Origin of the sequence: Lysinibacillus sp. FSL M8-0355 (assembly GCF_038008985.1) — a bacterium.
Classification (GTDB): Bacteria; Bacillota; Bacilli; order Bacillales_A; family Planococcaceae; genus Lysinibacillus; species Lysinibacillus fusiformis_D.
The window spans coordinates 2922154-2936787 of record NZ_JBBPAI010000001.1 but is presented as its reverse complement, the minus strand read 5'-3'; the positions used below and the strand labels follow the sequence as shown (position 1 = coordinate 2936787).

The window sequence follows — 14634 nt, the reverse complement described above, 5'->3', positions numbered from 1 at the left end:
GTAGGGTGATTATACACATATACTATTATTTATAAGAGGTGATTTCGTTGAATAAAGGACAACGACATATACGGATTCGGGATATTATCGCCAATCATGAAATTGAAACACAAGATGATTTAGTCGATTTTTTAAAAGAAGCAGGCTATAATGTGACACAAGCTACGGTATCACGCGATATAAAAGAGCTACATTTAGTAAAAGTACCATTACAGGATGGTCGCTATAAATATAGTCTGCCCGCAGATCAGCGTTTCAACCCAGTCCAAAAATTACATCGTGCATTAGCAGATGCATTTGTAAGTATTGATGGCGCATCTCACTTTTTAGTGATGAAAGCTCTCCCAGGGAATGCGAATGCGATTGCATCCTTACTTGATCATTTAGATTGGCCAGAAATTTTAGGTACAATTTCTGGAGATGATACCATTTTAATTATTTGTCGAAATGAAAATGAGCGTGAAAATACAAAAAATCGCTTATTAGACATGCTTTAAAAAATGGGGAATTTGATTCAGAGGTGACAATTTGTGTTAAGAGAGCTTAGTATTCGAAACTTTGCTATCATTGAGGATTTGACAGTGAGTTTTTCAGAAGGCTTAACTGTACTCACAGGGGAAACGGGTGCTGGAAAATCCATTATCATTGATGCTGTGCATTTACTTGCGGGGGGACGAGGCAATACTGAATTTATTCGTCATGGCGCAAGAAAGGCAGAATTGGGTGGCTTATTTCAAATTTCGAGTTCCATTCATCCCGTTCTGAAAAAATTAGAAGAAGCAGGCATTGAAATAGAAGAAGATACCGTTATTTTACGCCGTGATTTAAATGAATCTGGTAAAAGTATTTGCCGTGTAAATGGAAAGCTTGTGCCCTTATCCGTTTTAAGAGATATTGGGGCAAGTCTCATTGATATTCATGGTCAACATGAAAATCAAGAGTTGATGGATGAAAAACAGCATATTAATTTGCTTGACCAGTTTGCAGAGGAAGAGCTGTCACCCATTCAAAAAACGTATAGTACTCACTATGAGGAATACCGTTTACTCAAAAAAGACTTAGCCTCCATATCCATCGATGAACAATTGATGGCACAACGGATTGATTTGTATCAATTCCAAATAAAAGAGCTAGAGGAAGCTAATTTAAAGCTAGGTGAGGAAGACGAGCTCCTAGATGAACGTCGCCGTCTTATGAACTTCAATAAAATTTTTGAACGCTCTAGTGCAGCTTATGAGGCCATTCAAGGCGAATCGAAAGGACTCGATTGGATTGGTGCTGCTATGGGCGCGCTAGAAGATGCTGCAACAGTTGACGAACAATTTAAAGAAGCTTCTGAAGCGGTGACAACTGCGTTTTATGCCTTGCAGGATGCAGCCTATCAGGTCAAAAATGTATTAGATGAATTAGAATTTGATCCAGCTCGTTTAAATGAGGTTGAGCAACGTTTAGCGTTATTGCAAAATTTAAAGCGCAAATATGGTTCAACAGTGGAAGAAATTTTAGCGTATTACGAAAAAATTAAAACAGAGTTAAATGAGCTGTTGAATCGTGATGAAATATTGCAAGTGAAAGAACGACGTGTGTTAGAAATGGAAGCTGTGCTCAGTGAGCTGGCGAGTGAACTTTCAACTGTACGTAAAGCTGCCGCCCAGCAATTAAGTGAAGCAATTATGGCAGAGTTACGTGAATTACATATGGAAAAAGCAAAATTTATTGTCAATTTCGATGAATTACCATATTTTGATGCTAACGGGAAAGATCAGATCATTTTCTATATCTCTACAAACGTTGGAGAACCGCCGAAGTCTTTACCAAAAATTGCATCAGGCGGAGAATTATCGCGCATGATGCTTGCATTAAAAACCATTTTTTCCTCTTCTAATGGCATTACATCCATTATTTTTGATGAGGTTGATACGGGTGTCAGTGGCCGTGTGGCGCAAGCCATTGCAGAAAAAATAGCCGCGATTTCCGTTAATTCTCAAGTTTTATGTATTTCACATTTACCGCAAGTTGCTGCTATGGCTGATCATCATTACTTTATAAAAAAAGAAGTGGAGCATGATCGAACATTTACATCTTTATCAGAGATTGATCAAGATGCTCGAATTGAAGAAGTAAGTCGCATGATGTCCGGAACAGAAATTACCGCCTTAACATTACAGCATGCAACGGAACTTTTAAAAATGGCGGATGAACGAAAAAAACAGATGCGTTAAATTTTTATGTCAGGAACAGAGTCTGCTGTTTCTGGCTTTTTTCATTTTGCACAAATATTTACCGCTTATAAGAATGGCACAACAACACATAGTAAAAAGACAAAAATGAAAAGGAGGTGTCGTATGAATCGTCATTGGCGTCAATTAGTCATTTTGCCTATGCTCATCTTTTTGTTAGTGTTGCCTATACAAGCTTTTGCCGCCAAAAAGCTTATACCAATGGGCGAAGCGATTGGAATTCAACTTCAATTATCACATGTATTTGTAGCACATGATGTACTGTTAGCTTCCAATCAGTGGATGAAGGGAGGTGCTGTGATTGAAAAAATAAATGATGTCCCAGTAAAATCTCTTGCTGATGCCAAACAAGCTGTGGCAAAGGATGGCCAACAGAAATGGACGATCAATAGTGGTGGCCAACAAATTACACTGGAGTTACAAGACCAAGAAGCAGAGCATGTCATTTCCTTTTTAAAAGATGAAACAGATGGAGTAGGAACACTGACTTATATTGATCCAGAGACAAAAAATTACGGTGCACTAGGTCATCAAATTGTCGATTCAACCCTACAAGAAGCCCCTGTTTTTAAAGCAGGCTCCATATTTTTAGCTTCCATCCAACAAATTCGTAAAAGCACACCGGGTCAACCAGGCTATAAAATTTCCTCCATTGAAAAGCACCAAGAACGACTAGGCAGTATAGATAAAAATACTATTTATGGTATTTTTGGCCGTTGGGAAGAGGGTTATCAACAAAGATTGCCCAAAGCCATAGAAATTATGCATGAAAAAGATATAAAAGCTGGGAAAGCTGAAATCTATACAGCCATTGAAGGCAGTAAGGTGGAATCCTTTACAATAGAAATTACAAAAGTTGAAAATGAACGCCTTGAATTTTTAGTATCTGACAAAAAGCTCATCGAAAAAACCGGTGGTATTTTGCAGGGAATGAGTGGCAGTCCTATCATTCAAGACGGACGTTTTGTCGGTGCTGTGACACATATGTTTGTTGAGGAGCCGAAAAAAGGAGCAGCACTAACTGTAGCAGAAATGTTAAGAAGATCTTCCTAAAAAAATGATGAATGGTAAAAATCCGCTTTTTTCCGTGAGCATAGCAAGAGCCGCAGGAAGCTACGCGGATTTTTACCTTTTCAACAAGTATTTCTGATAACTTCCTGAAGGAGTCATGATATTTAAAAAAACTGTAGTTTTATCTACATTTTTTATCTAAAATAAGTAATAAGAGCATTCGACAGGTTGCAGCTATTTAGCGTAACTTGTCGATATAAAAAGAAAGTATCGGACTACATACTCATTTTTGGAAATAGAAAAGGTTTTTAAAACAAAAATGTCGAAAATTCCACAGTGTGCCAAAAACGGCATTTAGGGGTTAGGTTAACGCTTTGAGGTGTTCAAAGCAAGTCCAGAAGGAGGAATTGAAATGACAAAGGTAAAAGTAGCGATTGCAGATGATAATCGTGAGTTATTAAAAACAATGGAGCAGTATTTTCAAGGACATGCCGAAATAGAAATTATTGCAACTGCTTCAAATGGGAAAGTTTGTCTACAAATGCTTGAGGAATTCACACCAGATATTTTACTTCTAGATATAATAATGCCTCATCTTGACGGTTTAGCTGTATTAGAGTCCATGTATCAAAATGAGAAAATGGCATCCATCCAAGTCATTATGCTAACAGCTTTTGGCCAGGAAGATGTCATGAAACAAGCGGTCGATTTAGGGGCTTCCTATTTCATGCTAAAACCATTTGAATTCGATCAATTGGTACAAAAAATTCTACATTGTGCTGGACAGAAGGCGACACTTCCGAAAAAGACAAGCGTGTTACAACCGACAGTACCTCAAAAATTAAATCAGCATCAATTAGACAGCACGATTACGGCCATCATTAAAGAAATCGGTGTACCTGCACATATTAAAGGGTATTCTTATTTACGTGAAGCCATTCAAATGGTCTTTGAGGATATTGAGCTACTAGGATCTGTGACAAAAATTTTATATCCGGAAATCGCGAAAAAATTCAATACGACACCATCTCGCGTGGAACGTGCCATCCGACATGCCATTGAGGTTGCGTGGAATCGTGGCAATTATGAATCCATTTCGTCGATGTTTGGCTACACTGTGCATCACTTAAAATCCAAACCAACAAATAGTGAATTCATTGCCATGATCGCAGACAAAATCCGCATTGATATGATGGCTAGCTAAACGCCTAGTCTTAGCGGACATTGACAGAAAAACTGATTATAGCAATTATACTGCATATTTTTATAACGCCTTTTTTAGACAGTTTAACCACTGTTTAGAAAGGCGTATTTTTATGTTTCTTATAATCGAAATGGACCGTTATATGTTGGATTGTTCCGCAAAAAAGCAAAAGGGAATATTTCAGATACCTTAAGTCAGCAAAATCTATAATGACTCAAGATAATGCTACGCCTTTTCATAAACATCAAATAAAAATATAGGCAAATAAGGCAACAGTAGATTTTACTTATGACTTTGGTTATACTGCTTGGTAATAGTTTATTTTTTCTACCCCGTCCGTTTGGGGTATTTTTTTATTGCATTCATTGATTGAGAAGTAATTATAAAGTAGGTGTTCAAAATGAAAACTGTAAATTTCCAACTGGATGGAATGAATTCGCTAGAAATCACACAAATAGAGGAAAATTTATTTGAGGTGCGTGTCGCATTAGATGGTAAAATAAGTATGAATTATATGAATCGTGAGCAATTGAAACAAATTGGTTCCACTTACTATATTGAAAATAGCCAAATATGTATTGATGACCTATTGAAAAATTAAAAAAATGTAGTATAAAAGAACTAAAAAGAACTATGATTAAGTGCGATGCAACCCCTTACTACCTGTTCTAGGAATACGATTGTTCAATCTAATCTAATGGAATAACTTAGAAAATATCAGCAATTATAATAAAAAAACACAAAAACAAGCAGAAAAATAGTGTTAAATAACTAATTTATTTTTTAAAAAATAAAATATTGTCGGATACATTAATGGTTTAGTAGTACTATTTTCTTTCTAGGTAGTGACAATGGTCTCTAAACAAATGGAAGGTGATTGTATATACTTACATGTAGAGGGAAGGAGGAGGTAGCTTGATTCTAGTTCGAAATGAAAACTTCGAAATTTCTGAAGAAAATGGCAAGGTATTTATGCTTACTTTTAATGCCGGTTTCCCATTAAAAGAATTTGATAGCATTCTACGTAGTCATCCACGACTTAAATTATCTAATTTTTCAATTTTAAAAACCGTGTTGTCAACCCAAAATACAAGCCTGGTTGAAATTGGTCGCTGGCTTCCGAATGTGGAAGCTGAAATAGCACGTGATAAAATGTCAGCCTCTATTTTTATATATGAAACGCTCGAATATATTCAAAATAATCACGAAAAATTGACACAACAAGTACATGAAACACTTGAAGAAAAAGGCATTGTACATGGAATATTAGATTTTGATATTTCGAAGGCTGAGCCAGGAAAAGCATTTTTAATTGCTCAAGGAGAACCACCTGTAGCAGGAATGGATGCACAAATTACATACTTACCTAAACCAGAGAGAAAGCCGGTCATTCGTGACGACGGTAAAGCAGATTACTATGATATGAATTTCATTTCAGAAATTTCAGAAGGCTCATGGCTAGGTGAAAAGATTCCTGCTACATTAGGTAAAGCAGGGAAAAATGTGCTAGGTGAAGTAGTTGCTGCTGTACCGGGGCGAGATTTTCCTATAAAATACGATACAAAATCTGCCTATGAAGTGGAAGAGGACGGAAAAGTTGTAATCCGCTCGAAAATTGCCGGTGTTTTAGATGATGTTAAGGGGATGATTGGTGTAAACCGACACCTTCCTATAAACGGCGATGTTGGAGTGGAAACAGGCAATCTCGAATTTAATGGTTCACTTAGTATTAAAGGAACGGTGACAAGTGGCTATACAGTGATTGCGACTGGTGATATTTCCATCGATGGTGCAGAGGGTGTAAGCGGTGCCAAGCTTATTAAATCCATTGAGGGTGACGTTTATATTCGTGGGGGCATTTTTGGACTCGGTTCAACAATAGTGGAAGCAGGGGGCAATATATTTGTAAAGCATGTGAATGAAGCGAATTTATTTGCAGGTGATAGTATTCATATTGGTTTTTATGCGCTAGGCTCACAGCTTTCTGCCCATTCCATTTATGTGGACGAACGAAAAGGTAAAATTATTGGGGGACGTGCGGTAGCTAAAAATACTATTGTTACGGCCATTTCAGGCAATCGCTTAGAGCGCCGAACTGATTTGATAATTGAAAGCATCAATAAGCAAGAAAATAATTCTGTCATGCAAGAAAAAGCAGCGCAGCTAAAAGAAATTCAAGCAGAAATTTCTGCCCATGAGACGAAAATGAAAAGCTTATTGCCATTTCTCAATCAAATGTCCAAAGAACAAACGGCTTCATTTGAAGAGACAAAGCAAGCTTTAACAAAATTAAAGGCTGAAGCCTTAACATTAGATCGTGAAGTTAAAATATTAATGGATGAAATGCGTCATGTCGGAAAAGAAGAAATTATTGTAACAAAAGAGGCACATCCTGGTACGTATATTCAAATTGGTAGAAAATCATCGTTATTAAGCAAAATGACGAATGGTAAATTCCTGCTCGAATTTGGTGAGCTAAATGTCTAATTCATCATGTATCCCTGTCTTTGCACATCGAGGTGCATCTGCTTATGCATTGGAGAATACCTTTCAGGCTTTTGAAAAAGCATTAGAGCTAGGGGCGGACGGGATTGAATTAGATATTCAATTTTCAAAAGAGGGATTACCTGTAATCTATCATGATCCACAGTTATCAAGACTCGTCGGCACCAATAAACTGGTGAGTGATTGTACGATAGAGGAGCTTCTGCGCTTTAAACTAGGAAAGCCTTGGAGACGTCTATTTTCATCGTATAAAATACCAGCATTTGATGCGGTTTTAGCATGGGCAAATCAACAGCAACTACCATTGAATATTGAATTAAAATCAACGATCCTGGACAATAGGAGTGGTCTGATTAACTTCCTTCGAGGCTTAGTTCTGCCAACGGGAAGTCATTTTTCGTCCTTTCACTACGAGCTTCTAGAGATTGTGAAAGCGCATAGACCTGAATATGAAACAGCTTTTATTGCTACGAAAAAAATAAAATGGGATTTGCTAGCTGATTATCAAGCGGCTGACTGTGTCCATATGCATAAAAGATATTATAAACCAAGATACTTAGAGGCTTGTGTCACAAGTGAGAAAGCATGCCGTTTTTATGCAATAGATGGCTCGGAGCCTTTCTTAACAAATCCACACCATGCTGTGATTGGTTGGATTACAGATTATCCTGATAGAGTCATCGCAGCACAGCAGCGTCTATAAAAATAGCTATCCAGTAAGTCGGTGAGACTTATGTGGATAGCTATTTTTATTTTTTCTGAAAGCGTGGTGCTACTTTTCCATTTTTTCGGTCGCGATGTAGTAAAAATCCTGCGAAAAACCCAAAGCCTATTACAAAGAAAATAACACCTACTACAAATTGTAGCCATAAAAATGGGAATGGTGAAATGAGTTTACCAAATAATGTATCACGCATAAATTTAATGCCACCTGCAGCCATAAGACCTGGAATAAGCATTACAATAAATGCAGCTAAACGGGCCATGCATACCCCTCCTTATTCCTATGATTAATTGTACCTGTGGATGATGGAATGTCAAGGAAGGGAGAAATCAATATAATATTTTTAAATAAAAACGAGGAAGGACATAAAGTAGCCGCTGTAACAGAATGTTTAGAAAATTCTTACTTAAATAAGAATATGTAATAATAGTTGCGAAATTGTGAATTTGTCAGTATTGTAAAAATAAGTGGAGCAATATTATCCATTACTAAACAATTTTTTCTTCATACATTGGGGTCTAAACACCTACTGAATAAGAGGGGCTCAGTCTTACTGAGATGGCAACGCGATGGAGACAGGATTGTTAGATAAAACTTGATTGGATGGGCATTTGGGGATGCACTTTCCAAAGCAAAGGGGCGAGTTTCATGGAAATCTTCAAGTATATGGAAAAGTATGATTATGAACAATTGGTATTTTGCCAAGATGAAGCATCAGGGTTAAAAGCGGTTATCGCTATCCATGATACAACACTTGGACCAGCACTAGGTGGAGCACGTATGTGGACATATGCATCAGAAGAAAATGCTATTGAAGATGCGTTACGTTTAGCAAGGGGTATGACTTACAAAAATGCTGCAGCTGGTTTAAACCTTGGCGGTGGAAAAACGGTCATTATAGGTGATCCATTTAAAGATAAAAATGAAGAAATGTTTCGTGCATTAGGTCGTTTCATCCAAGGATTGAATGGCCGTTATATTACAGCCGAAGATGTAGGTACAACGGTATCGGATATGGATTTAATCCATGAAGAAACAAACTATGTAACAGGAATTTCTCCTGCATTTGGTTCTTCAGGTAACCCATCTCCAGTAACAGCGTATGGCGTTTACCGTGGTATGAAAGCGGCGGCAAAAGAAGCATTTGGTTCCGATTCATTAGAAGGATTAAAAGTTTCTGTACAGGGTCTAGGAAATGTAGCCTACAAGCTTTGCGAGTATTTACATAATGAAGGGGCAAAACTTGTTGTAACAGATATCAATCAGGCAGCCATTGATCGAGTTGTTAATGACTTCAACGCTAGTGCAGTGGCACCCGATGAAATTTATGCGCAGGAAGTCGATATTTTCTCACCATGTGCATTAGGCGCTATTTTAAACGATGAAACAATTCCACAACTAAAAGCGAAAGTGATTGCTGGATCTGCTAACAATCAATTAAAAGATTCTCGCCATGGTGACTATTTGCATGAATTAGGTATCGTCTATGCACCAGACTATGTGATTAATGCTGGTGGCGTGATAAACGTTGCAGATGAATTATATGGTTATAATCGTGAACGTGCAATGAAACGCGTTGATGGTATTTATGATAGTATTGAAAAAATCTTTGCTATTTCTAAACGGGATGGCATTCCAACATATGTGGCAGCGAATCGCTTAGCTGAGGAACGTATCGCTCGTGTAGCGAAATCTCGCAGCCAATTCTTAAAAAATGAAAAAAATATTTTACACGGTCGCTAATCGACATGGTTGATACATTATGAGAAGTCGCATTGTCGACTTCTTCTATTTTCAACCAGAAATAAGGATCTCGATGAAGTGAAGCTAAAGCTCTTCTAAAGCAAGAACTAACCGTTGGAAAATTGGTAAGTTGGTTGTTTAATAGATAGATTACTTTAGCATTTTTCTCAAAAGGGGGAATAAACATGGCTCAAAATTATGATGTTGTCATCTTAGGTGGAGGTACAGGCGGATATGTTGCTGCCATTCGAGCTGCGCAGTTGGGCTTGAAAACAGCTATTGTAGAACGTGAACGCTTAGGCGGAACTTGCTTGCATAAAGGTTGTATCCCAAGTAAAGCCTTACTTCGAAGTGCGGAAGTATACCGCATGGCTAATAAAACAGCTAGTGACTATGGTGTCGATATTGAAGGTGTGACATTGCAATTTGACAAAGTTCAGGCTAGAAAACAAGCCATCGTTGAGCAATTAAGTCAAGGTGTGAATACACTGATGAAAAAAGGCAAAATAGATGTTTATCAGGGTACAGGGCGAATTTTAGGGCCATCTATTTTCTCTCCTATGCCAGGCACGATTTCTGTAGAGATGTCCAATGGTGATGAAAATGAAATGCTTGTTCCTACAAACGTTGTCATTGCAACGGGTTCAAAGCCTCGTGGAATGGCAGGCTTAACGGTTGATGGGCAATATGTGCTGAATTCAGATCATGCCTTAGCGTTAGAAAAATTACCAAAATCATTATTAATCGTTGGTGGCGGTGTCATCGGAATTGAGTGGGCATCTATGCTATGCGATTTTGGTGTGTATGTAACGATCGTCGAATACGGTCCATCGATTTTACCAGCAGAAGATGCAGATATCGTCAAAGAAGTGACGAAACAGCTTGAAAAACGAGGTGTTCGCATTGTGACAAATGCTCGACTAGATGCGAGTACATTCAAAATTGAAAATGATAACGTTTTCATTTCAGCGACGGTGGATGATAAAGAAGAAATTTTTGAAGCAGATAAACTATTACTTTGTGTAGGACGTGAGGCGAATACGCAAGGTATTGGCTTAGAAAATACAGAAATCGAAGTTGAAAATGGCTTTATTAAGGTGAATGATTCCTATCAAACGAAGGAATCCCATATGTATGCTATAGGAGATGTGATTGGTGGCTTACAATTAGCACACGTTGCTTCTCATGAAGGAATGGCAGCTATTGAACATATTGCAACAGGTAAAACAGAGAAATTGGATGATTTGAAAGTACCAAAATGTGTTTACTCATATCCAGAGGTTGCCAGCATTGGCTTGACAGAGCGTGCTGCAAAAGAACGTGGATTTTCATTAAAGATTGGTAAATTCCCATTCAAGGCTATTGGGAAAGCATTAGTTAATGGTGAGGCAGAGGGCTTTGTCAAAATTATTGCGGATGAAGAAACAGATGATATTTTGGGTATTCATATGGTAGGGCCTCATGTGACCGATTTAATTGGGGAAGCATCATTAGCGAAAGTATTAGATGCAACGCCATGGGAAATTAGTCAGGCTATTCATCCACATCCATCGTTAAATGAGGTTTTAGTGGAATCTGCTTTAGCGGTTGATGATCGTGCTATCCATTTTTAATTTTCTGAATTTCATAACTAACGTATCCAAATGTGGGGATATAGGATAAGATAGTTATTTCTCTATAATACGAAAGGGGTGTTCGTATGCAAGATGTACAAATCAAACATGAAGATTTAGGTTTGTCAAATGAAGATGTACTTGCTATGTTCGAAACAATGTTAATGGCCAGAAGATTAGATGAGCGTATGTGGTTATTAAATCGCTCTGGTAAAATTCCGTTTGTTATTTCTTGTCAAGGCCAGGAGGCAGCACAAGTTGGAGCAGCCTTTGCACTTGATAATAATAAGGATTATATTGCACCGTATTATCGTGATATGGGTGTGGTTTTACATTTTGGTATGACACCAAGAGAACTGATGTTGTCTGCATTTGCAAAAGCAGAAGATCCAAACTCCGGTGGTCGTCAAATGCCAGGTCACTTTGGTCAAAAGAAAAATCGTATTCTAACAGGATCATCTCCTGTCACAACGCAAGTTCCGCACGCAGTTGGTGTTGCGCTTGCTGGACGTCTACAAAAAGAAGATTTTGTTTCTTTCGTTACGCTTGGGGAAGGTTCATCTAACCAAGGAGATTTCCATGAAGGAGCAAACTTTGCTGGTGTTCATAAGCTACCCGTTATTATTATGGTAGAAAACAATCAATATGCTATCTCTGTGCCAGTTGAACGTCAATTAGGCTGTGCCAAAGTATCTGATCGTGGTATTGGTTACGGTATGCCGGGTGTGACGGTGGATGGTAAATGTCCATTACAAGTGTATAAAGTGGTAAAAGAAGCAGCAGACCGTGCACGTAATGGAGAAGGTCCAAGCTTAATTGAAACGGTGACATATCGTTTAACAGCCCATTCTTCAGATGATGACGATCGTCAATATCGTACGGCTGAAGATATTGCAGAAGGTAAAGCAAAAGATCCGATTCTATTATTTGAAAAGTATCTGATGGATGCTGGCGTTATGACAGAAACGATTCGCACTGAAATGGAACAACGTGTGATGGCTGAAGTAAATGAAGCAACAGATTATGCAGAAGCGGCTCCATATGCACAACCAGAGCATGCACTTAAATATGTTTATGCACCAGTGGACGGAGGTGACATGTAATGGCAGTTATGTCTTATATTGATGCGATTACATTAGCAATGAAAGAAGAGATGGAACGTGATGAGCGTGTTTTCATTTTAGGAGAGGACGTTGGTCGTAAAGGTGGGGTATTTAAAGCCACAAATGGACTATACGATCAATTCGGCGAATATCGCGTGCTAGATACACCACTTGCAGAAAGTGCCATCGCAGGCGTTGGAATTGGTGCTGCAATGTATGGTATGCGTCCAATTGCAGAAATGCAATTTGCTGATTTCATTATGCCAGCTGTCAATCAAATCGTTTCGGAGGCAGCGAAAATTCGTTACCGTTCCAATAACGATTGGACTTGTCCAATGGTCATCCGTGCTCCTTTTGGTGGAGGCATCCACGGTGCACTTTATCATTCACAATCCGTTGAAGCACTTTTTGCTGGGACACCAGGTTTGAAAATTGTCATACCATCAACACCATATGATGCAAAAGGTTTACTGAAAGCGGCGATTCGTGATGAAGATCCGGTATTATTTTTCGAACATAAACGCGCGTATCGCTTAATAAAAGGTGAAGTACCGCTAGATGATTACACATTACCAATTGGTAAAGCAGATGTGAAACGTGAAGGGGACGATGTAACAGTAATTACGTATGGTTTAGCAGTTCACTTTGCCCTCCAAGCGGCTGAACGTCTAGCTGCAGATGGTATTTCCGCTCATATCCTTGATTTGCGTACGGTTTATCCTCTTGATAAAGAAGCGATTATTGAGGCTGCAAGTAAAACAGGCAAAGTATTACTTGTCACAGAGGATAATAAAGAAGGCAGTATCATGAGTGAAGTTGCCGCGATTATTGCAGAACATTGTTTATTTGAGCTTGATGCTCCAATTCAACGTCTAGCAGGACCTGATGTGCCAGCCATGCCATATGCACCAACAATGGAGAAATATTTTATGATTAATCCTGATAAAGTTGAACGTGCAATGCGAGAACTTGCTGCGTTCTAACAGATCACAATAAGGCTGAATGAAAAAACGAAAAGCCTCAGACGGATGAACAGATTTTGACTTACGTGTAGGTAAGTCAAAATTTGTCTAATTGCCTATCTACGTTTAATGATTTTAGCGCTGCATCAGGTACAAGGACGCCTAGGCTTAATTGATGGGAGGAATAAAGGATGTCAGTTCAAAATATTACAATGCCACAGCTCGGCGAAAGTGTAACAGAAGGTACAATTGAAAAATGGCTTGTTAAGCCTGGAGATACAGTTAAAAAATATGATTCATTAGCAGAGGTTGTTACAGATAAAGTAAATGCTGAAATCCCATCATCATTTGAAGGGGTTATTACGGAGCTTCTTGCGCAAGAAGGTCAAACCTTGCCAGTTGGGGCAGTCGTATGCTCGATTGAAATAGCAGGAGAGGGCGAATTACCACCTCCACCAGCTGAAAAAAAATCAGCAGTAAGCACAGCTATTTTAAATGCTGGTGTTCAAAAGAAACAGGAGGCACCACAGCAGGTGGCAGCTCCAGCAGCTGCACCAAAAGAGGCGCGTAAAGATAAAGTACGCTACTCACCAGCCGTTCTTCGACTTGCACAGGAGCACGATATTGCACTCGATCAAGTGACGGGCACAGGTGAAGGTGGTCGTATCACAAGAAAAGACCTGATAAAGCTAATTGAAACTGGCAATATCCCTACAGCAAATGATGTCGCACCAACTTCATCAACGGTGCAACCTACAGTTGAGCCAGCACCGACAGCACCACAGCAACAAGTGGAAAAAGCAGTTGCACCTGTACCTGTTCATCCTGGAGATATTGAAATTCCAGTGACAAAAGTGCGTCGTGCGATTGCAAATAATATGGTAAAAAGTGTCCATGAAGCACCACATGCTTGGATGATGATGGAAGTGGATGTAACAGATTTAGTGTCTTATCGTGATAGCTTAAAGAATGAATTTAAGCAAAAAGAGGGCTTTAATCTTACATATTTCGCCTTCTTTGTAAAAGCAGTTGCTCAAGCATTAAAGGAATTCCCAATGCTGAATTCAATGTGGGCGGAAGATAAAATTATCCAAAAGCATGACATCAATATTTCGATTGCAGTAGCAACAGATGATGCCCTATTTGTGCCTGTTATAAAACACGCAGATGAAAAATCCATTAAAGGAATTGCTAAAGAAATCCATGAACTTGCCAATAAAGTTCGTACAGGTAAATTGGCAATGGGTGACATTACTGGTGGTACATTTACTGTTAATAATACGGGAGCATTTGGCTCTGTTCAATCGATGGGGATCATTAATTACCCACAAGCAGCGATTCTTCAAGTGGAAAGCATTGTAAAAAAACCAGTCGTTTTACCAGGTGGAATGTTTGCTGCACGTGATATTGTGAATTTATGTTTATCATTAGATCATCGTGTGTTGGATGGACTTGTATGTGGTAAATTCCTAAATAGAGTGAAAGAAATACTCGAAAATACAAATAAATCTTCAACGTCAGTCTACTGA

General features: G+C 38.6%; 13 protein-coding genes. 12 read left to right on the top strand and 1 reads right to left on the bottom strand.

What is annotated here, in order from left to right:
- The first annotated feature begins 47 nt into the window (after positions 1-47).
- The 7 genes from ahrC to MKY46_RS14205 all read left to right on the top strand — a co-directional run bounded on the left by ahrC (position 48) and on the right by MKY46_RS14205 (position 7663).
- Positions 48-497 (top strand): transcriptional regulator AhrC/ArgR, encoded by a 450-nt coding sequence (gene ahrC / locus MKY46_RS14235; protein WP_004231170.1) that lies wholly within the window; start codon positions 48-50, stop codon positions 495-497.
- Between the two features lie 33 nt (positions 498-530).
- Entirely contained in the window at positions 531-2222 is a 1692-nt protein-coding gene (gene recN, locus MKY46_RS14230; RefSeq protein ID WP_340834583.1) for a DNA repair protein RecN, read from the top strand.
- 123 nt (positions 2223-2345) lie between these two features.
- Entirely contained in the window at positions 2346-3293 is a 948-nt protein-coding gene (locus MKY46_RS14225) for a SpoIVB peptidase S55 domain-containing protein (protein WP_036122795.1), read from the top strand.
- Between the two features lie 370 nt (positions 3294-3663).
- Positions 3664-4455 carry a sporulation transcription factor Spo0A gene (gene spo0A / locus MKY46_RS14220; RefSeq protein WP_036122798.1) on the top strand — a complete coding sequence of 264 codons (792 nt, stop codon included), beginning with the start codon at positions 3664-3666 and terminating at the stop codon, positions 4453-4455.
- Positions 4456-4855: 400 nt separating this feature from the next.
- Positions 4856-5056 (top strand): hypothetical protein, encoded by a 201-nt coding sequence (locus MKY46_RS14215; RefSeq protein ID WP_058844033.1) that lies wholly within the window; start codon positions 4856-4858, stop codon positions 5054-5056.
- Positions 5057-5370: 314 nt separating this feature from the next.
- The gene (locus MKY46_RS14210; RefSeq protein ID WP_036122803.1) at positions 5371-6942 is read left to right on the top strand and encodes a DUF342 domain-containing protein; all 1572 of its coding nucleotides are present in this window, start codon (positions 5371-5373) and stop codon (positions 6940-6942) included.
- Positions 6935-7663, top strand: a complete 729-nt coding sequence (locus tag MKY46_RS14205) for a glycerophosphodiester phosphodiesterase (protein WP_101966989.1) — start codon at positions 6935-6937, stop codon at positions 7661-7663. The genes MKY46_RS14210 and MKY46_RS14205 overlap by 8 nt, the downstream gene beginning before the upstream one ends.
- 46 nt (positions 7664-7709) lie before the next feature.
- On the opposite strand, the gene MKY46_RS14200 is transcribed toward MKY46_RS14205, so the two are convergent.
- Entirely contained in the window at positions 7710-7946 is a 237-nt protein-coding gene (locus tag MKY46_RS14200) for a DUF2627 domain-containing protein (RefSeq protein WP_004231186.1), read from the bottom strand.
- A 386-nt stretch (positions 7947-8332) separates the two neighbouring features.
- On the opposite strand from MKY46_RS14200, the gene MKY46_RS14195 reads away from it, so the two are divergent.
- The 5 genes from MKY46_RS14195 (at position 8333) to MKY46_RS14175 (ending at position 14634) form a co-directional block, all read left to right on the top strand.
- Positions 8333-9427: a Leu/Phe/Val dehydrogenase gene (locus MKY46_RS14195; RefSeq protein WP_340834581.1), complete on the top strand. Its 1095-nt coding sequence runs from the start codon at positions 8333-8335 to the stop codon at positions 9425-9427.
- Positions 9428-9612: 185 nt separating this feature from the next.
- Complete coding sequence (gene lpdA, locus MKY46_RS14190; RefSeq protein ID WP_036122819.1) at positions 9613-11040, top strand: dihydrolipoyl dehydrogenase; 1428 nt, start codon at positions 9613-9615, stop codon at positions 11038-11040.
- A gap of 86 nt (positions 11041-11126) precedes the next feature.
- Complete coding sequence (locus tag MKY46_RS14185; RefSeq protein ID WP_036122822.1) at positions 11127-12143, top strand: thiamine pyrophosphate-dependent dehydrogenase E1 component subunit alpha; 1017 nt, start codon at positions 11127-11129, stop codon at positions 12141-12143.
- The gene (locus MKY46_RS14180; RefSeq protein WP_008179931.1) at positions 12143-13126 is read left to right on the top strand and encodes an alpha-ketoacid dehydrogenase subunit beta; all 984 of its coding nucleotides are present in this window, start codon (positions 12143-12145) and stop codon (positions 13124-13126) included. Before MKY46_RS14185 ends, MKY46_RS14180 begins: the two co-directional genes overlap by 1 nt.
- Before the next feature lie 170 nt (positions 13127-13296).
- A complete protein-coding gene (locus MKY46_RS14175; RefSeq protein ID WP_058844037.1) occupies positions 13297-14634 on the top strand; it encodes a dihydrolipoamide acetyltransferase family protein in 1338 nt (445 codons plus the stop codon).